16 protein-coding genes are annotated in these 18,844 nt (G+C 39.7%); 10 read left to right on the plus strand and 6 right to left on the minus strand.

Annotated elements, in window-relative coordinates; genetic code table 11:
* Positions 1 to 40 precede the first annotated feature (40 nt).
* Together nrdB and yfaE are read left to right on the plus strand one after the other, a co-directional pair.
* Positions 41 to 1,171, plus strand: coding sequence for a class Ia ribonucleoside-diphosphate reductase subunit beta (gene nrdB, locus ACH784_RS09175; RefSeq protein ID WP_138482323.1), 1,131 nt, complete (start codon positions 41 to 43; stop codon positions 1,169 to 1,171).
* The gene (gene yfaE / locus ACH784_RS09180) at positions 1,171 to 1,443 is read left to right on the plus strand and encodes a class I ribonucleotide reductase maintenance protein YfaE (RefSeq protein ID WP_404389495.1); all 273 of its coding nucleotides are present in this window, start codon (positions 1,171 to 1,173) and stop codon (positions 1,441 to 1,443) included. Before nrdB ends, yfaE begins: the two co-directional genes overlap by 1 nt.
* A 2-nt stretch (positions 1,444 to 1,445) precedes the next feature.
* Here yfaE and ACH784_RS09185 read toward each other — a convergent pair whose 3' ends face one another.
* Complete coding sequence (locus tag ACH784_RS09185) at positions 1,446 to 1,970, minus strand: YaeQ family protein (RefSeq protein ID WP_404389497.1); 525 nt, start codon at positions 1,968 to 1,970, stop codon at positions 1,446 to 1,448.
* A gap of 140 nt (positions 1,971 to 2,110) precedes the next feature.
* Between ACH784_RS09185 and ACH784_RS09190 the strand changes: the two genes are divergently transcribed.
* Together ACH784_RS09190 and ACH784_RS09195 are read left to right on the plus strand one after the other, a co-directional pair.
* Positions 2,111 to 4,579 carry a TonB-dependent receptor gene (locus ACH784_RS09190; RefSeq protein ID WP_404389499.1) on the plus strand — a complete coding sequence of 823 codons (2,469 nt, stop codon included), beginning with the start codon at positions 2,111 to 2,113 and terminating at the stop codon, positions 4,577 to 4,579.
* A gap of 128 nt (positions 4,580 to 4,707) precedes the next feature.
* Positions 4,708 to 7,452: a methyl-accepting chemotaxis protein gene (locus tag ACH784_RS09195; protein ID WP_404389501.1), complete on the plus strand. Its 2,745-nt coding sequence runs from the start codon at positions 4,708 to 4,710 to the stop codon at positions 7,450 to 7,452.
* 59 nt (positions 7,453 to 7,511) lie between these two features.
* Here the strand turns inward: ACH784_RS09195 and ACH784_RS09200 are convergent, their stop codons facing one another.
* Positions 7,512 to 8,438, minus strand: a complete 927-nt coding sequence (locus ACH784_RS09200; protein WP_404389503.1) for an electron transfer flavoprotein subunit alpha/FixB family protein — start codon at positions 8,436 to 8,438, stop codon at positions 7,512 to 7,514.
* A complete protein-coding gene (locus ACH784_RS09205) occupies positions 8,435 to 9,187 on the minus strand; it encodes an electron transfer flavoprotein subunit beta/FixA family protein (protein WP_138482334.1) in 753 nt (250 codons plus the stop codon). Before ACH784_RS09205 ends, ACH784_RS09200 begins: the two co-directional genes overlap by 4 nt.
* A 284-nt stretch (positions 9,188 to 9,471) precedes the next feature.
* On the opposite strand from ACH784_RS09205, the gene ACH784_RS09210 reads away from it, so the two are divergent.
* Together ACH784_RS09210 and ACH784_RS09215 are read left to right on the plus strand one after the other, a co-directional pair.
* Positions 9,472 to 11,118, plus strand: a complete 1,647-nt coding sequence (locus ACH784_RS09210; protein WP_404389506.1) for an electron transfer flavoprotein-ubiquinone oxidoreductase — start codon at positions 9,472 to 9,474, stop codon at positions 11,116 to 11,118.
* A gap of 105 nt (positions 11,119 to 11,223) precedes the next feature.
* The gene (locus tag ACH784_RS09215) at positions 11,224 to 11,700 is read left to right on the plus strand and encodes an acyl-CoA thioesterase (RefSeq protein WP_404389508.1); all 477 of its coding nucleotides are present in this window, start codon (positions 11,224 to 11,226) and stop codon (positions 11,698 to 11,700) included.
* Between the two features lie 6 nt (positions 11,701 to 11,706).
* Here ACH784_RS09215 and ACH784_RS09220 read toward each other — a convergent pair whose 3' ends face one another.
* Both ACH784_RS09220 and ACH784_RS09225 read right to left on the minus strand, forming a co-directional pair.
* Complete coding sequence (locus ACH784_RS09220) at positions 11,707 to 12,000, minus strand: hypothetical protein (protein WP_404389510.1); 294 nt, start codon at positions 11,998 to 12,000, stop codon at positions 11,707 to 11,709.
* A complete protein-coding gene (locus ACH784_RS09225; RefSeq protein WP_404389512.1) occupies positions 11,990 to 12,178 on the minus strand; it encodes a hypothetical protein in 189 nt (62 codons plus the stop codon). Before ACH784_RS09225 ends, ACH784_RS09220 begins: the two co-directional genes overlap by 11 nt.
* Before the next feature lie 148 nt (positions 12,179 to 12,326).
* Between ACH784_RS09225 and tsaA the strand changes: the two genes are divergently transcribed.
* Positions 12,327 to 13,031, plus strand: a complete 705-nt coding sequence (tsaA, locus tag ACH784_RS09230; RefSeq protein WP_404389514.1) for a tRNA (N6-threonylcarbamoyladenosine(37)-N6)-methyltransferase TrmO — start codon at positions 12,327 to 12,329, stop codon at positions 13,029 to 13,031.
* A gap of 83 nt (positions 13,032 to 13,114) precedes the next feature.
* Entirely contained in the window at positions 13,115 to 14,839 is a 1,725-nt protein-coding gene (locus tag ACH784_RS09235; protein ID WP_404389516.1) for a proline--tRNA ligase, read from the plus strand.
* Positions 14,840 to 14,896: 57 nt separating this feature from the next.
* Here the strand turns inward: ACH784_RS09235 and ACH784_RS09240 are convergent, their stop codons facing one another.
* Entirely contained in the window at positions 14,897 to 15,697 is an 801-nt protein-coding gene (locus tag ACH784_RS09240) for a DUF3025 domain-containing protein (RefSeq protein ID WP_404389518.1), read from the minus strand.
* Between the two features lie 140 nt (positions 15,698 to 15,837).
* On the opposite strand from ACH784_RS09240, the gene ACH784_RS09245 reads away from it, so the two are divergent.
* Together ACH784_RS09245 and ACH784_RS09250 are read left to right on the plus strand one after the other, a co-directional pair.
* The gene (locus ACH784_RS09245) at positions 15,838 to 17,463 is read left to right on the plus strand and encodes a M28 family peptidase (protein ID WP_404389520.1); all 1,626 of its coding nucleotides are present in this window, start codon (positions 15,838 to 15,840) and stop codon (positions 17,461 to 17,463) included.
* 71 nt (positions 17,464 to 17,534) lie between these two features.
* Positions 17,535 to 18,695, plus strand: coding sequence for a putative manganese transporter (locus tag ACH784_RS09250; protein WP_404389522.1), 1,161 nt, complete (start codon positions 17,535 to 17,537; stop codon positions 18,693 to 18,695).
* Positions 18,696 to 18,844: the final 149 nt, after the last annotated feature.

An 18,844-nucleotide genomic window follows, 5' to 3' on the forward strand; every position in this document is an offset into this window, starting at 1 on the left:
GTGCTTACTCACTTTTTTGCGTTATCGAGTATTATTAAATATGTCTTATTCTACATTTAGCAGAAATCATAACGACCAGTTAAAAGAACCAATGTTTTTTGGTCAAACTGTAAACGTGTCACGTTATGACCAGCAGAAATACCCTATTTTTGAAAAGTTAATTGAAAAGCAGCTTTCGTTTTTCTGGCGTCCAGAAGAAGTTGATGTGTCTAAAGACCGCTTAGATTTCCAAGCGTTGCCTGAACATGAAAAGCACATTTTCTTAAGCAACTTGAAATATCAAACATTGCTAGATAGTGTTCAAGGCCGTTCGCCAAACGTTGCATTATTACCTATCGTTTCAATCCCAGAGCTTGAAACTTGGATTGAAACTTGGGCGTTCAGTGAAACAATTCACAGCCGTTCATATACACATATTATTCGTAACGTAACGCAGTCACCTGAAGTTATCTTTGACGACATCGTAAGCAACGATAAAATCAATGAGCGTGCTGACGCGGTTACTAAGTATTATGACGAGTTAATCGAAAAGGTGTCTATTTATAACCTTTACGGTGAAGGCAAGCATGTAATTAATGGTGAAGAAGTTCGAATTAACTTATTTGAGCTTAAGAAACTGCTTTATCTTTGCATCATGTCTGTAAACATTTTAGAAGCTATCCGCTTCTATGTAAGCTTCGCTTGTTCATTTGCTTTTGCAGAGCGTGAACTGATGGAAGGTAACGCAAAGATCATCAAGCTTATCGCCCGTGACGAAGCCCTTCACCTTTCTGGTACTCAGCATATTCTAAATATTATGCAAGAAGGTAAAGACGATCCTGAGATGTCTATTGTTGCTGCGCAATGTGAAGCCGAAGCAATTCGTATGTTCGAAGAAGCTGCACAGCAAGAGAAAGAATGGGCTGAATATCTGTTTAAAGATGGTTCTATGATTGGTTTAAACAAAGACATTCTTTGCCAATATGTTGAATACATTACGAACACTCGTATGTCAGCTGTTGGTTTAAAGCCTATCTTTGAAACTAAGAGCAACCCAATCCCTTGGATCAACGCCTGGTTAGTATCAGACAACGTACAAGTTGCACCACAAGAAGCTGAGATCAGCTCTTACTTAGTTGGTCAAATCGACTCTCAAGTTGATGCATCTGACTTCGGTGATTTCGATTTATAATGAATTCGAAACCCAGTTCTAAAATATCTATTGAAGAACATTCTGAGCCGCTTACATTTGCGGCTCAGTGCCCTTCCATACTGGATGCACTCGAAAAAGCAAATATTGAAGTTACTTATCAATGTAGAGAAGGCTTTTGTGGTGCATGTAGAGCCAAACTTAACTCAGGTGAAGTGATTTACAACCAAGAGCCGTTAGCATTTGTAAGAGATGGTGAAGTGTTAATGTGTTGCTCTAAACCTCTGACCGATATTTCAATTACGCTTATTTAACTTCAGCATAGTTGTTTAACTTCGGTTTGATAATACCCTACTTTGTCACTGACGCTCATTGAGTTTTGCTCTATCAAAATATCCCAATGAATACTGTTCGTTAGATTATCTTTTAATTCTTCAATGAATGTTCTATCGATACTAAAAACGCTAATATTATGAAATTGAATTAAGTGTGCTGATATTTCATTAAACCAAGGTTCAGCCTCAATACTTAAGATAATCAGTTTCTCGTATAATTTACTAAGCCTTGCTAAATCTTCGAGTTCAAGTTCAGAAGCATATAAAGCCAATACAACATCTTGGTTTTCATTTTCACACCAAACATCTGGCATGGATTTATCTGACTTTTGATTTAAAAAAGTCATTTCATTGTAAGAAAGTGCACAAAAACCAAGTACTCTTAATAGAAAATGATCAACACTTTCTCTTTTAAGCAATGCAGTAGTAAAAACTTCAACATGATTCGCATGATGAAACAAATCTGCGACCTTTAATCTGGCCTTAAACACAAACGGTTTACTCATCAGATGCTCCTGACTAACTCTAGCTAATTTTAGGCACAAATTGCGATAATTCAACAAAGTTACACTATAACATTCGTTGATTAGGTGACAGTGTTGTTATACCATAACGTTAATTTAATTAAGTTAGTGAAGTTTTTAGCATGAAGAAGTATTCAATTTTAGCGACAGCAATTTTTGCTGCACTCTCCTCAGCCCCTTTATATGCAGCACAGATATCGGGAAAAGTAGTCGATTCAAAGAACCAGCCTATTTCTGGCGCTAAAATACACTTACATGGTAAAAAACAAACGGTTTTAAGCGACCGATTTGGTAAATTCACAATAAATACAGATGCTGATAGTCAACTACATATTTCAAAGAATAACTATATTGATGAGCGCATCGATATAACATCAGATCAAGGAAACGTCTTAGTTTCACTAAAGCCAAGCTCTGTTGAGAGTATCGTGGTATATGCATCTGCCCTTCATAAAAATAATTTAGAAATGGCGTCTCCAGTAACCGTATTATCTGGTGATGAATTAAAGAAACAAGCTAAACCAACTTTAGGTGAAACACTTAAAGGGCAACCTGGTATCAATGCCAGCTACTTTGGCCCTGTATCATCAAGCCCAATAATTCGTGGCTTAGATGGCCCAAGAGTTAAGATCACTCAAAATGGCTTAGATAGTAGCGACGCTTCTCGTATTGGTCCTGACCATGCGACTAGTAACGAAAGTTTATCCGCGGAACAAATAGAGGTATTACGTGGCCCAGCAACCCTACTTTATGGCTCTGGTGCAATAGGTGGTGTTGTAAACGTTGTAGATAACCGTATTCCGACAGACATCATTGAGTCGCCAACTGGTGCTGTTGGATATAGCTTCGATACTGTGTCTAACACGAATACTTATGCTGCTTTATTCGAAACAGGTAAAGATGGATTCAATTTCCATTTTGACGGTGTGGTAAGAAACGGTAAAGATTATGACACACCTGAGTACCCTTCTCATGAAGAACATAGTGATCATGATGAACACGAAGCCCATGAGGAACACGGTGAGCATGATGAGCACGAGGAACACGAAGAACTTTTAAAATCGGTACCAAATACATTCATCGATTCTCAACAGGTTAACTTTGGTACAAGCTATGTAAATGACCACCTAACTTTAGGGTTCTCATTTGGCAGAATTGATACAGATTATGGAATTCCAGCTCATAGCCATGCTGGTCATGACCACGATCATGAAGAACATGAGCACGAAGGCCATGAAGAAGATGAACATGAATCTCATGAAGACGAAGGTCATAATGAAGAAAGTGTTTTTGCACGGGTAAAACAAGACCGTTGGCAAGCACTTTTTAATTACGCTCTGCACAATGATTACATTGAAAATATCAACGTAAAAGCGGGCTTTACTGATTATCAACACAGTGAGATTGAAGGTGGCACTGTAGGCACAACTTTCAAAAATAAAACGTCTGAGTTAAGAACTAGCCTTGAACATAAGCTTGCTGGTTGGCATGGTATTATCGGCTACCATTTCTCTGATAGTGATTATGAAGCACAAGGTGCTGAAGCATTTACACCTGCAACTGAAACAACGAGTCATGCACTTTACGTGTTGGAAGAAAAAAAGTTTGGTGACTTTACCCTTGAGCTTGGTGCTAGAATTGAAGATTACAAACTTTCTAGTGTTATCACTGAGGAAGCACACGAAGAGCATGACGAGCACGAGCACGAGGACGAGCACGAAGAGCATGGCGAAAAACGTTTACTTGCATATGAGTTAAACCAAACAAATATGAGCTACTCTATTGGTGGTGTATATGATTATGCTGAAGGACAAAACATAGCTGTTAACTTGTCACACTCTGAACGTTCACCTTTAACCGCCGAACTACTTTCTAACGGTACGCATATAGCAACAAGTACTTATGAGTTAGGGCTTGGTTATCACTTAGAAGAAGGTGAGATACACTTTGAACCAGAAAACATCGACCAAGAAGTCTCAACAAACTTTGACATTAGTTTCAGAAAATTCACAGGTGAGTTTGGATATACGCTAAACTTCTTCTATAACGATGTTGAAAACTATTACTATCAAGAAAATACTGGCTTAATTTACTCTTCTGAACACGGTATTGAAGAAGCTGATCATGAGCATGAAGGCGCGTTGCCTGTATACCGATTCAAGAGCCAAAATGCTGAGTTATATGGTTTTGAACTAGATACTCACTACAAGCTGAATGAAGAAAACACGGTTAAGTTGTTTGCTGATTCAATCACAGCAAAACTAAAAGACTCAAGTTATTTACCTCGTATTCCGAGTAATAAAATTGGTGTTAAATACGAATACGCACTAGAGAATTTAGTTGCAGATGTAACTGTTACCCATTACGCAAGTCAAAATAAAATTACTGCCTACGAAAGTAAAACAGACGGTTATACGTTGGTTGATTTCAGCATGCAGTATGATTTTGATATCGCCGGTAATGATGTAATGGCTTATTTTAATATCGATAACTTAACAGATGAATTAGGCTTCGTTCATACTTCTGTAATCAAAGAGCAAGCACCGCTTCCAGGTAGGAACTTTAAGCTTGGTTTTAGAGCCTTCTTCTAAAATTTAAGTAATCACTCTAACAAAAGGCCGATTTATTGGCCTTTTGTTGTTTTTATCCAACCAAGTAATTGAATTTATATTTTTTTTCACTAGTCTTCATAATACTGAAATAATTTTAGGGAACGAAGATGAAGACTGTAAAAGCGAAGTTACTAACCACAGTTTTTGGTGGGCTAGCTTTAGTACTTCTTAGCGCTATGTTCGCAATCAACTCTGTTAAATATATCGCTCAAGAATATGATGTTCTTATTCAGGAAGAGCTAAGTGCTCAACTAAAAGTCAACCTCATCTTAAATACATTCAAAACTCAAGTTCAAGAATGGAAAAATATACTTATTCGTGGTGAAAACCCTGATCAATTTAAAAAATACCTAAAGCAGTTTAATGAGCAAGAAACAATCGTACAAAGTCTGACTTCTGATCTCATGGCGAATGATTATTTACCTAATGAAATAAGAAATCAGCTTAATAAGTTCAAAAATGAACACGTAAAACTCGGAGAGTTATATCGACTAGGATTGGCTGACTTTCAGTCTGCCAATTACAATACTCAAGCAGGCGACAAAGCCGTGAAAGGCATAGATAGAGCCGCATCCACCCATCTGAAACAACTAAACAGTTCTATAGATAAATATGTTGATAAAGCGGTAAACAGACTTCGAGAAGAAAAACAAGCAGCGATCTTTGAAAGCACAGTAATCACCTTAGCTGTTTCTTTTATTGTCATCGTTGGCATGGCATTGTTAATTCAGCGTTGGATCACTCACCCTATAAAATCAGCTTCACAAATAGCAAATGAAATATCAAACGGTAATTTGGAAAATAGCATCAACTCATCTAGCAAAGATGAGATTGGCGTTTTACTCGCCTCACTCGACAAGATGCAAACGAACATTCGTAAAGCTAATGAGCAATTGACTCAACAAATGCTTCAACAAAAACAGCAAGCAGAAGAAAGCGGCCGTATTAAACAAGCTTTAGACAATGCCTCTTCTCCAGTATTACTCTACAAGACAACCAATGAAGTCATTTACGTCAATAATCAAACAAACGCCCTATTCAATCGCTATCAAGGTTTAATCAACCCTCCTTCAACACTGATTGGGTCTAATATTATTCAGATATTGTCGAGTAACTATGAACAACATATTGAGCAAGCTAAAACTCAACAAGTTCAATTCGAAATGAATATCGAGCATGTTTATCTCAATGTTACAGCGAGCCCTGTTTTAAATAATGCTAATGAAGTAATTGGTGTGGTCGTTGAACTCAATGATCTAACCGAACAGAGAAACACAGAAAATAAAGTTGACGACATTATTAATGCTGCAGTAGCAGGCCAATTAGACGCCAGGTTAGAGGTTCATAATCTAAACGGCTTCATGCTGACACTGAGCCAAGGTATCAATCGCTTGCTTGATGCTATCGTTTCGCCCGTCCAGCAAACAGAAAAATACCTCACTGCTATTTCACGTGGTGAAATACCAAGTAAAATTGAAGGGAGCTATAGAGGCGACTTTTTAAAGATTAAACAATCTTTGGAACAAAGCGCTAAAGCGATTAACTTATTAATTTCTGACTCTACGTATTTAGTAGATTCAGCCTTAGCTGGCAAGCTTTCAAACCGTGCAGATAGCAACGCACATAATGGAGAATTTAAATCTATTATTACCGGTATCAATCAAACGCTTGATGCAATTATTAAACCTGTACAACTCACGTCTAATTATCTTGATAATATTGCCATTGGGCAATTACCCGAACTAGATAAAACACAATTCAAAGGTGATTTTGAAAAAATATTGAATAGCTTTGAAACCAGCGTGCATGCCATTGAGCGACTTCTATCTGATACCTCAATGCTAGCAAAAGCCGCTAATTTAGGTGAGCTATCAGAGCGCGCAAATAGTGAATTACATCAAGGAGCTTATAAAGATATAGTTTCTTCAATCAACGATACACTAGATGCTATCTCTACCCCATTACAGTCTTGTATTACCGTGATGAATGCCTTAGAGCAAGGCGATCTAACTAAAAAAATCAATGGTAACTACTCAGGTGACTTTGCAAGTCTAAAAGACTCCGTAAACCAAAGTATCGAAAATCTTGCTGCTATGGTCACCGAAATTAACGAAACAGCGAATACCGTTGCGAATGCCTCAGCGCAGATAAGTCAATCTACACAAGAGTTGAATTCATCCACAGAATCACAAGCGGCTTCTATTGAAGAAACCACCGTCTCTATGGGTGAAGTGACTGATAAAGTCACCAGTAATACCAAGCATGCACAAACCGCAAATGAGCATGCACAAAATGCCGACCAACAAGCAATCGAAGGGGGGGAATTAGTCAATAACACTGTGATTGCAATGAAGGCCATTAGTGACAGTTCAAATGAAATTTCTAATATCATTGAAGTAATCAATGGTATTGCATTTCAAACTAATCTACTTGCGCTCAATGCAGCCGTTGAAGCCGCGAGAGCAGGCGAAAAAGGTCGAGGCTTTGCCGTGGTTGCCGCTGAAGTGCGTCAGTTAGCACAACGAAGCTCAGATGCAGCTAAAGAAATCTCTGGTTTACTGAAAGACAGTGCCGACAAGGTTGAAAATGGTTTGATGCTTGCTGAGCAATCTGGCAATACCTTACGTGATATTGTAAGTAGCATACAGACTCTATCGAAACTTATGAATGACATAGCGTTATCAAGTAGTGAGCAGTCAAATGGTGTATCACAAATCAATATTGCCATTAAACAAATCGACCAAAGTGTCCAACAAAACAACTCGTTGGTTGAGCAAACCAGTCATGCCGGTGCGTCTTTGGATAAACAAGCCTCGCACTTGAAAGCTTTAGTCAGCCAATTTACTGTGTAATAAAAAAGCCGCGACCATAAAATGGAGCGCGGCTTTACAACCAGAAACTATTGTTGTTCTTATAATGCGTTTTCTAGTTCAGGCAACACATCAAATAAATCTGCTACTAGACCATAGTCAGCAACTTGGAAAATTGGTGCATCCGGATCTTTGTTAATAGCAACAATAACTTTAGAGTCTTTCATACCAGCTAAGTGCTGAATTGCACCGCTGATGCCTACTGCAATGTATAAGTCTGGCGCAACAATCTTACCTGTTTGACCTACCTGCATGTCATTTGGTACGAAGCCTGCATCAACTGCGGCGCGAGATGCACCAATAGCTGCGCCTAGCTTATCTGCGATGCCATTTAGTAGCGCAAAGTTTTCACCATTTTGCATACCGCGACCACCTGAAATCACGACAGGTGCTGCATTTAATTCAGGACGCTCTGATTCAGTTTGCTCAACTGAAACAAATTCAGAAAGAGTATTATCAGCACCACTTTCAACAGATGAAACTGCAACTGCAGACTGCTCACCTTGCGCATCAAATGCACTTGCTCGCACTGTAATAATCTTTTTATCTTCTGATGACTTAACCGTCGCGATTGCGTTACCCGCATAAATTGGTCGCTTGAAAGTATCTGCATCAATAACATCAATGATTTCAGAAATCTGCGACTTATCTAGTAGTGCAGCAACGCGAGGTAAAGTGTTTTTACCTGTGGTTGAAGCACTCGCAAGAATATGTGAATAATCAGCAGCAAGCTCCACAACTAAGTCCGCAGTACTTTCTGCTAGCTGATGTTCAAACACAGGCTTATCAGCAACAATTACTGCCGTAACACCTGCGATTTTAGATGCAGATTCAGCGACTGCTGCGACTGAATGGCCTGCAACTAACACTGTGATATTGTCTGAAATCTTTGCAGCTGCATTGATAACTTTAGCTGTTTCAGGTTTAAGAGCGCCCTGCTCGTGCTCTGCAATTACTAATACACTCATGAGATCACCTTAGCTTCAGTTTTTAATTTATTTACAAGCTCTGCCACATCTTCAACAATGATACCTGCTTCACGCTTCGCTGGCTCTTCAACTTTTAAAAGCTCAGTTCGAGGTGCTAAATCAACACCTAGGCTGTCAGCTGCAATTACGTCTAATGGCTTACGCTTTGCTTTCATAATGTTCGGTAGAGAAGCATAACGCGGTTCATTTAATCGTAAGTCTGTCGTAACAACTGCAGGAAGTGATAGCGACACAGTTTGTAAACCACCGTCAACTTCACGAGTAACTAATGCTTTGCCACCTTCAACAACCACTTTTGAAGCAAATGTACCTTGGCTACGACCTGTTAATGCTGCAAGCATTTGACCAGTTTGGTTATTGTCAGAATCAATCGACTGCTTACCTAAAATAACTAATTCAGGTTGTTCTTGCTCTACAAGCTTACTTAGTAGCTTAGCAACGTGAATTGACTCAAGCTTTGCATCTGTATCGATTTGAATGGCTTTGTCAGCGCCTAGTGCTAGTGCGGTACGAAGCTGCTCTTGGCAAGCTTTGTCACCAATAGACACAGCAATCACTTCTGTCGCAATGCCCGCTTCTTTTAATCTGATGGCTTCTTCTACCGCAATCTCACAGAAAGGGTTCATTGCCATTTTTACATTCGTTAGATCAACATCACTGTTATCAGGCTTTACTCTTGCCTTGACGTTGTAGTCAATCACGCGTTTGATTGGCACAAGTACTTTCATAGTTACTCCATGATCTGGTTAATTCTTGAAGATGACGCTAACGTCAATACATTTATTTAATGCAATCAGCCTACTTCCTGTTGACGTAAACGTCAACCTAAAATAACCTTAGATTAACTTATAAAAAACTTAATATTTAAATAAACGTTTATTTGGCAATCCGTCAGCCATTTTAATGTGTTCAGAGTCATATAATTGCGGTCAAGATCAAGATTGCATCCTATAACTAGGTCACAATAAAACATTTAAACGTTTACGCTACCGTCAAGATAAGTGAGGATAATATGGTCGAACGCGAAACGATGGAGTTTGACGTTGTAATTGTTGGCGCAGGACCTGCAGGCCTTTCATGTGCAATTCGTCTGGCTCAACAAGCACAACAAAAAGAACAAGAATTAATGATCTGCGTTGTTGAGAAAGGCTCTGAAGTCGGCGCACATATTTTATCTGGTGCTGTATTTGAAACCAAAGCACTGGATGAATTATTACCTGAATGGAAAACTTTAGGTGCACCTTTAAATACGCAAGTCACCGAAGACGAAATATATCTATTCAAAAATGAAGAAAACGCCACCAGCATTCCTCATTTTGCGATCCCAAAGACATTCAAGAATGATGGCAACTATATAGTATCTATGGGTAATGTATGTCGTTGGCTTGCTGAACAAGCTGAAAGCTTAGGTATTGAGGTATTCCCAGGTTTCAGTGCACACTCTCTCATTATTGAAGACAATCAAGTGAAAGGTATTGTCACAGGTGATATGGGCCTAGACAGAGAAGGTCAGCCGAAAGATAGCTACATGCCAGGTATGGAGCTTAGAGCAAAATACACTGTTTTTGCTGAAGGTTGCCGTGGTCATTTAGGTAAACAGTTGATTAAAGAGTTTGAACTCGATAAAGATGCAACACCACAACATTACGGCTTAGGCTTTAAAGAGATCTGGCAAATAGATCCAAGTAAACACAAAGAAGGTACAGTTGTACACGGTACTGGCTGGCCACTAACAGGCGATACAACGGGTGGTTCATTTATGTACCATGCTGAAAATAATCAGGTCGTTGTGGGTCTTATTGTTGACTTAAATTACTCGAATCCACATTTGAGTCCATTTGATGAATTCCAGCGAATGAAACACCATCCTGTCTTTAAAGAAACACTGGAAGGTGGTGAGCGCATCGCCTATGGTGCAAGAGCTATTGCAAAAGGTGGTTTCCATTCACTGCCTAAAATGCATTTCCCTGGCGGCTTATTAATTGGCTGCGATGCGGGTACGTTAAACTTTGCCAAAATCAAAGGTAATCACACCGCAATGAAATCGGGCATGTTAGCTGCCGATGCAATTATAGAAGGCCTAGCGCAAGAAAATCCAACTGCTGATTTAAGTTCTTTTGCCGAGTTATTTAAATCAAGCTGGTTGTATGATGAGTTATATCAATCACGAAACTTCGGCCCGGTTATTCATAAGTTTGGTAGTATTTTAGGTGGCGCCTATAACACCCTAGATCAAAACTTTTTCAATGGGTCTTTACCATTCACATTTAAAGACACTAGCTTCGACCATGCATGCATGAAGCCTGCGAATGAGTGTGACACCATTAGCTACCCGAAACCTGATGGTAAACTTAGTTTTGATAAATTATCTTCTGTATTTTTATCAAATACCAACCATGAAGAAGTGCAACCTTGTCACTTGCATTTAAAAGATAAAGCGATCCCTATTAACGTTAATCTTGCTAAATTTGATGAGCCTGCACAGCGTTATTGCCCTGCTGGTGTTTACGAAATTTCTGAAAACGAAGGTGAGAAGCAGTTCGTCATTAACGCCCAAAACTGTATTCATTGTAAGACCTGCGACATCAAAGATCCGAGTCAAAACATCACTTGGGTGACGCCTGAAGGGACCGGTGGTCCGAACTACCCGAATATGTAAAGCTGTATTCCTATACCTAAATTGCACAAGGGCCTTATGGCCCTTTTTTCGTTTTACGGCCTGTTGACTATACTTAACATTACACATCGTAATAGGTTGAAATATATGAATCAGCAATCTGAGCTTGTTTTTCGATTTTTAGCAGAACCCACTGATGTCAATTTTGGCGGTAAAGTGCATGGCGGCGTTGTTATGAAATGGATTGATCAAGCCGGTTATGCGTGTGCTGCAGGCTGGAGTGGCAGTTATTGTGTCACCGTTTCGGTTGCAGGTGTCAGATTTAAACGCCCTATTCTTGTCGGCCAAGTAGTAGAAGTCACAGCCCAAATCGCACATACGGGTAAAACAAGCATGCAAATTTTCATCCGAGTAAAATGTGGCGATCCACAAAACAATATTCTATCTGAAAGTAATCACTGCATTATTAGTTTTATTGCGATGGATAAAGCAGGTTACCCTGTGCCAGTGCCACAGTTTGTAGCAAAAACTAAAGAGCAGAAAAAGTTAGAGCAATATGCAATTAAAATGAAAGAAATAGCGATAGAAACTGAATCCTTGCTTCATCGCACAGTAGAGGAATAAAGCGTTTTAATTAAGGGCGTGCTTAGCCAGTTCATAAATGGCCATATTTGCAATGTCATTTATTTGCTGCTGATTATGTTTGCTCGTTTTTAAATCATGAATTAATAGTGATTTTTGTTCTTCAATCAAGAGTTCAAAGTTTTTAGGACTCACTAAGCCATCTTGGATCTGTGAAACAAGCTCATTTAGCTTTGTTTTTCTCGATATCAGTGAATCTTTAATCGGATTGTGTAACTCTTCACAACTATATTTTAAGATTACCTTTCTACATACGACATCAATATTGTGCTCAAATCCCATGTTCACTCTCATCACTCCCTTTTGAGTTATTAATCGTGCCCTTAAGGTTAAATATTGTTCTAGACGCAAAATGATCTTTTAAGGCTGAAGCTCTTGCACTCATCAATAATTCTCGCTCATGCTCAGCAGGTTGATGGTTACTGGCAATAAACCTAGATGCGTTTTTTTTATCGGTCATTTTTCTGTAACTTAAATGATAATTCAGATATTAGATTATGTCGGTTTGCAAAATAATCCAATTACACGCCATTACACCTTCATTACATGGTTTATTTGCTTAAGAAAAGATACAATCCGAACATCTATGTTTTTATATTTAGTTGCTTGTGGAAAACTACCAAATTGAGCCTATCGGTTTTATTCAATCTCCTTATAAACAAAAGTTTGCTATACCTAGACAGCCCCGTTTAGTGCCTGAGGCAAAAGCCAAACTGATTTTTAGTAAAGAATTTAGCCGCGAAGAGTTTGTTCGAGGTATCGAAGAGTTTACACACTTATGGTTGTTGTTTCGTTTTCACGAAACCGCTGACAAAGGCTATTCTGCGCTTGTACGTCCGCCCCGTTTAGGCGGGAATGAAAAAAAAGGCGTATTTGCAACCCGAGCCACTTTTCGGCCAAATGGCATTGGCATGAGTGCGGTGAAATTAGAAGGTGTTGAATATAAGAATGGTCAACTTGCGCTACTTTTATCTGGTATAGATTTACTTGATGGCACACCGATTATAGATATAAAGCCCTATTTACCTTATTCAGATGCCATGCCTGAAGCTTCAGCAGGTTTTGCCGATACACGTCCAGAAACCTTAATGACTGTTGAGTTTTCAAAACAAGCGGCTGAGTTTTTGGCAACGCAAGCTGATAAATCACTGCCAGAGTTTATCGCCAATGTACTTAAACAAGACCCTCGACCAGCTTACAAAAAACAAAAAGCAGGCACACAGACTTACGGAATGAACTTGTATCATTACAATATTCGCTGGCAAGTCGACGGTGAACACAATCTTGTCACAGAAATCAGTATTGAACGTTAATAAACACTTTGTATGGCTCGTTAGCACTGCTAAACTAACGGCCATTTTCTAGAAAAACAAAATACTATACGAACGGAACCACCATGCGTACCAGTCAATATATTCTTGCGACTCTAAAAGAGACGCCTTCTGATGCTGAAATTATCAGCCACCAACTTATGCTTCGTGCAGGCATGATCCGTAAACTTGCATCAGGTTTGTACACTTGGTTGCCATCAGGCTTGAAAGTTTTACGCAAAGTTGAACAAGTAGTTCGTGAAGAAATGAACAAAGCCGGTGCAATCGAGTTACTTATGCCGGTTATTCAACCTGCTGATCTGTGGGAAGAGTCTGGCCGCTGGGAACAGTTTGGCCCTGAGCTATTGCGTATTAACGACAGACATAATCGTCCGTTTGCGCTTGGCCCTACACACGAAGAAGTGATCACAGATCTCGTACGTAAAGAAATTAACAGCTATAAGCAGTTACCAATTAATTTCTACCAAATTCAAACTAAAGTACGCGACGAAGTACGCCCTCGTTTTGGTGTAATGCGAGCACGTGAATTCACCATGAAAGATGCATACTCTTTCCATATGACAGAAGAGTGTCTGGATAATACCTACCAACGTATGCATCAAGCGTACTGCAATATTTTTGAGCGTTTAGGTCTAGATTACCGTCCAGTAATTGCAGACACAGGTTCAATTGGTGGGAGTGTTTCTCATGAATTCCACGTATTAGCAGAATCAGGTGAAGATGCAATCGCATTCAGTGATGCAAGTGATTACGCAGCAAATATTGAAAAAGCCGAGGCAGTTGCACCTAGCGAAGCACGCCCTGCTCCATCTAAAGAATTAAACACATTCGATACGCCAGAAGCAAAAACCATTGAAGAGCTGAGAGCAAAACATGGTGTTAAACCACATCGTGGTGTTAAAACCCTTATTGTTTATGGTGCACCTGATGAAAATGAAGAACGTGGTTTAGTTGCACTTATCGTTCGTGGCGACCATGAATTAAATGAGTTAAAAGCTGAAAAGCTAGCTCTTGTCGATTCACCGCTTGAAATGGCGAAAGAAGAAGACATCGTTGCAGCAATTGGTGCTCGTCCTGGTTCATTAGGTCCTGTAGGTCTTGATATACCAATCATTGTTGATCGCAGTGCTGCTGTGATGGCTGATTTTGTTGCTGGCGCAAACAAAGATGGTGTGCATTACAGTGGTATCAACTTCGACCGTGATGTCACTGACTACACTGTAGAAGATATTCGCAACGTGGTTGAAGGCGATCCAAGCCCTTGCGGAAATGGTACGCTGCATATCAAACGCGGTATTGAAGTGGGTCATATTTTCCAACTTGGCAGTAAATATTCTGAAGCAATGAATGCTGGCGTGCTTGGCGAAAACGGTAAAAACCAAATCATGACCATGGGTTGTTATGGTATTGGTGTATCTCGTATCGTTGCTGCTGCGATTGAGCAAAACAATGATAAGTTTGGTATTAAGTGGCCAAAAACACTTGCGCCATTCGAGCTTGCTATTGTGCCAATGAACATGCACAAGTCGCATCGTATTCCTGATATTGCAGAGCGTTTATACAGCGAGTTCCAAGCTGCTGGTGTTGATGTGTTATTCGATGACCGTAAAGAGCGTCCTGGTGTCATGTTTAATGACATGGAACTGGTTGGTATTCCATACACACTCGTTATTGGTGAGCGTAACCTTGACGAGAATAAAGTTGAGCTTAAGAACCGTCTTACTGGTGAAAAGCTAATGCTTGATATTGATTCAGCAGTTGCTGAGATCACGAAAGCTATCAAGGCTTAATCTTACAGCATCAAAAAAAGCGGCTATTAAGCCGCTTTTTTATTGTCTTCAACGCTATTATTTTCGTTTTGGGCGAAAATAATCGGTATTAGCATAAAAACTTGCCTCTTTGTTTTCTTCATACCATGAAGGCACACCTAATAATGGTAAGGGTGACATCTTTTTATTGTCTTCTAATAACCCATCTTTAATCATTTGATAAAGCTGCACGTCTAAATAGTGATATTGCTGTTCTAAGCTTAATTGGTAAAAACTTTCTTCAACCTTTATACAAACTAACTTACCAGTCAGCCCTATAAACGGGTTGGTCATCATTTCGTAGTTAGCGTGGCCAAATGTAAAAGGTAAATAGTTTTTACCCCACTGTGCTTTTTGTTCAACAAAAGCTTCTGACCATTGATGTGATTTAAGCTGAGAAATTATTTCATCATTATTAACCGCTAAAATAACGCCACATTCGTCAAATAATGTGATTGCATTTCTTTTTTTGCTTCTTTGTTTAGTGCCGTGCGCTTCTATTTCTTCAATATGCAATTCGTTAAGAAGTGCTTTTGTTTTTGGAAATAAACACCAGATGAAAGCGCCGAATAAGTCATGCCAGTTTTGCTCTCGCGTTGGCACTTGCCCTGTTTCGAAGATAATCGCTTCGTAATAACGTGTTTCATTTTCTAATTCAGAGTTAGGCGTAAAGCGAATATTTAACCCTTGCGGGTTCTTTAAGTCTTTTAACCCATTTAACCAGCCAAAACTTGGCCAGTCAGTATGTGAATTGAGGTTAAACAATGTATTTAGATGCTCAAAAGCACCATTATCAAGACAAGATTGAGAAAATGTCTCTGAGGCAACAAATCTTTTCATAGGACAACAGACTTAAAAATTTTCGCGATTTTATCGTAAACTTGTCTTCACGCCAACCAAGGCGGTTAATCGCTTTAACTCGAACAAACAGTCTTTAAATGTGTATACTTAAGCGATTTTAATTAAAAGAAAAAGTGATTATGAAACTGAGAATAACACTTAGCGCAATTGCAGCTGCCGTGCTTGCAGGTTGCGTATCAACAAGTAACACATCCAACGATATTCAAGCCGCTTATAACAGCATCAACGAAACACAACTTGCAGAGCACATTAAAACACTAGCTTCTGATGAGTTCGAAGGCCGTGCCCCTTCTTCGAAAGGTGAAGAGCTTACTCTAGCCTACTTAACAAAGCACTTTAAAGCACTGGGTTATGAACCGGGTAATGGTGACAGCTTCTTCCAAGAAGTACCCCTTGTTTCAATTGAAGCTGACTCTGACATGGAGTTAGTCATTGGTGGTAAAGCTTACCAATATAAGAAAGAAATGGTCATGGGCACAGGCCGCATTAGCGAACTCGAGTCTATTAACAACTCTGAGATGGTATTTGTTGGCTATGGTGTGAATGCGCCAGAATACGGCTGGAACGATTACGAAGGCCTAGATGTTAAGGGTAAAACGGTTGTAATGCTGGTTAATGATCCTGGCTTTGCGACTAAAGATCCGAGTATGTTCACCGGTGAAGCTATGACCTACTATGGTCGCTGGACATATAAATACGAAGAAGCCAGCCGTCAAGGTGCTGCGGGTGCCATTATCATTCATGAAACCGCACCAGCCTCTTACCCTTGGAGCGTTGTTGAAAACTCTTGGAGTGGCGAGCAATTTGGCTTCCAAAAAGAGAATAAAAACATGGACCGTGTAGCCGTTGAAGGTTGGGTTACTGTCGATGTAGCTAAAGAGTTGTTCGAAAAAGCTGGTCTAAGCTTTGAGGATGCTAAGAAAAAAGCAGCACAAGGCGCCTATCATGTTGATATGGGCGACTTAACCGCCTCAGTGACTGTTAAGAGCAAAATCAAGACATCAACATCGTATAACTTTATTGCGACTTTACCTGGTAGCAAAAAGCCAGAAGAACACATTGTTTACTCTGCACACTGGGACCACTTGGGTATAGATAAAAACCGTAAAGGTGACCAAATCTATAACGGCGCGCATGATAATGCCACGGGTACTGGTGGTATGATTGAAGTGGCAGAAGCATTCGCTAAGCTGCCAACTCGTCCAGACCGCTCAATCACCTTCTTAGCTGTAACCGCTGAAGAGCAAGGCTTACTTGGCTCAAAATTCTATGCGAATACGCCGGTCATTCCAGCAAAACAGACCGTTGCTAACATCAACATGGATAGCTTAAACCTACTTGGTAAAGTGAAAGATATCAGCGTAGTGGGTATCGGTAAATCAAGTCTAGACGAGATGTTGGCTGATGCTGCTAAGGCTCAAGGTCGTGTAGTTTCTGGTGACCCTCGCCCGGCATCAGGTGGTTATTACCGCTCTGATCACTTTGCATTTGCAAATATGGGTGTACCTGCAATGTACGCTGGTGGTGGTACAGAAGCACTAGATGAAGCAACGGCAAACTATCGGAAGAAAATGAGTTTAGTACTTCGTGGCTGTTATCACCAACCATGTGATAGATACCGTGATGAGTGGGACTTAAGCGGTGCAGTTCAAGATTTGCAGTTGTTCTTCCAAGTCGGTTATGACGTTTCTCAACAAGCTGATTGGCCAACATGGAAAGCCGGCGCTGAATTTAAACGCAAATAAATTTAAATGAGATTGATTTTCATTTAAATTAAGATTAAAGTGCAACTGATAATATTTATTGGTTGCACTTTATGATCACTCTCACAACATTAAGGCATTCGCCTGTTTTCAATTCGCTTGCATTCATGCTTGCCAATAAGCGACTTGTTTTACCTGTTTTTATACTTCTGTCTTTTCTCTATGAACCAATAAGAGCTATTACAATACCTACTCTTGCAGATGCATTTTTTCAGGTCACTGTTTTCGTCGCAGCAACCTTATTCATCTATTACTATTTAGTCGGTAGGTTACCTCAACTTGAACTCAGTTACTTAAAAGCAAAATCACCTTCATTAGAAATCACCTTCGCAGCAATACTCGGTGCACTACCTGGCTGTGGCGGTGCAATTATCGTTGTGACACAATTTACCAAGAAACAAGCCAGCTTTGCTTCGGTTGTCGCAGTTTTAACTGCCACTATGGGAGATGCTGCTTTTCTGCTATTAGCTAAAGACCCTATTGCTGCACTCAGTGTTATTAGTATCGGCGTCGCTACCGGTATAATAAGTGGTTTAATTGTTCACTTGTTCCATGCTGATTCATTTTGTCACCCTCAAAAAGCCGCAAATTATGCTCATGATTGCATTAAATCTAATAAGGCCATTCATATTGGTGAAAAGTTATGGAAGTGTTTTCTAGCGCCTTGTGTGGTTATATCTTTACTCATTGCATTTAATGTTGATTTTGGCGAGTTTGATAATGCCATCACTTATTTTGGTGCTTTGTTTGCTGCCATCGCAGTCACCATTTGGGCATTTTCTTCAGAAGGTAAAACCTATCAACAAATTGCTTCTGAAGATGAAGAAGTATCACCGCCAAGTAAGTTTTCTCGAATAATACAAGATACCCACTTTGTAACAGCCTGGGTCATCGCGAGCTTTATGCTCTATGAAATTGCAGTGAGTGTGTTTGGACTAGACCTTAGAGCTTGGTTTAGTGAATATGCGATTTATGCCCCACTCATTGCAGTTGCAATCGGTTTATTACCTGGTTGTGGCCCTCAAATAGTCATCACCACATTGTATATACAAGGTATTATCCCATTTAGTGCTTTAGTTGGTAATGCCATATCAAATGATGGAGACGCGCTTTTCCCTGCTTTAGCAATGGCACCTAAGGCTGCATTAATTGCCACGCTATATTCAGCAATACCCGCATTATTAGTGAGTTACTTTTTGTTTTGGTATTTATAGCCAAGGCTCAGTACTTGTATAGACAAGAAAAAAGCCTTTAGGGTTTACTCTAAAGGCTTCATTGTTTTAGTTTAAGTATTCGACGTTAATTTATAATACCAATCCGCTTAACAACGTGGTCTATTTTGAGGCAAGAAAACCTTGTTGAT

The organism is Pseudoalteromonas phenolica, assembly GCF_044788725.1.
In the GTDB taxonomy this organism is placed as follows: domain Bacteria; phylum Pseudomonadota; class Gammaproteobacteria; order Enterobacterales; family Alteromonadaceae; genus Pseudoalteromonas; species Pseudoalteromonas phenolica_C.

Excerpts from the sequence above, each read along its gene's own strand:
- nrdB (WP_138482323.1), top strand. The coding sequence starts at position 41 with ATGTCTTATTCTACATTTAGCAGAAATCATAACGACCAGTTAAAAGAA.
- yfaE (WP_404389495.1), top strand. The coding sequence starts at position 1,171 with ATGAATTCGAAACCCAGTTCTAAAATATCTATTGAAGAACATTCTGAG.
- ACH784_RS09185 (WP_404389497.1), bottom strand. The coding sequence starts at position 1,970 with ATGAGTAAACCGTTTGTGTTTAAGGCCAGATTAAAGGTCGCAGATTTG.
- ACH784_RS09190 (WP_404389499.1), top strand. The coding sequence starts at position 2,111 with ATGAAGAAGTATTCAATTTTAGCGACAGCAATTTTTGCTGCACTCTCC.
- ACH784_RS09195 (WP_404389501.1), top strand. The coding sequence starts at position 4,708 with ATGAAGACTGTAAAAGCGAAGTTACTAACCACAGTTTTTGGTGGGCTA.
- ACH784_RS09200 (WP_404389503.1), bottom strand. The coding sequence starts at position 8,438 with ATGAGTGTATTAGTAATTGCAGAGCACGAGCAGGGCGCTCTTAAACCT.
- ACH784_RS09205 (WP_138482334.1), bottom strand. The coding sequence starts at position 9,187 with ATGAAAGTACTTGTGCCAATCAAACGCGTGATTGACTACAACGTCAAG.
- ACH784_RS09210 (WP_404389506.1), top strand. The coding sequence starts at position 9,472 with ATGGTCGAACGCGAAACGATGGAGTTTGACGTTGTAATTGTTGGCGCA.
- ACH784_RS09215 (WP_404389508.1), top strand. The coding sequence starts at position 11,224 with ATGAATCAGCAATCTGAGCTTGTTTTTCGATTTTTAGCAGAACCCACT.
- ACH784_RS09220 (WP_404389510.1), bottom strand. The coding sequence starts at position 12,000 with ATGGGATTTGAGCACAATATTGATGTCGTATGTAGAAAGGTAATCTTA.
- ACH784_RS09225 (WP_404389512.1), bottom strand. The coding sequence starts at position 12,178 with ATGACCGATAAAAAAAACGCATCTAGGTTTATTGCCAGTAACCATCAA.
- ACH784_RS09235 (WP_404389516.1), top strand. The coding sequence starts at position 13,115 with ATGCGTACCAGTCAATATATTCTTGCGACTCTAAAAGAGACGCCTTCT.
- ACH784_RS09240 (WP_404389518.1), bottom strand. The coding sequence starts at position 15,697 with ATGAAAAGATTTGTTGCCTCAGAGACATTTTCTCAATCTTGTCTTGAT.
- ACH784_RS09245 (WP_404389520.1), top strand. The coding sequence starts at position 15,838 with ATGAAACTGAGAATAACACTTAGCGCAATTGCAGCTGCCGTGCTTGCA.
- ACH784_RS09250 (WP_404389522.1), top strand. The coding sequence starts at position 17,535 with ATGATCACTCTCACAACATTAAGGCATTCGCCTGTTTTCAATTCGCTT.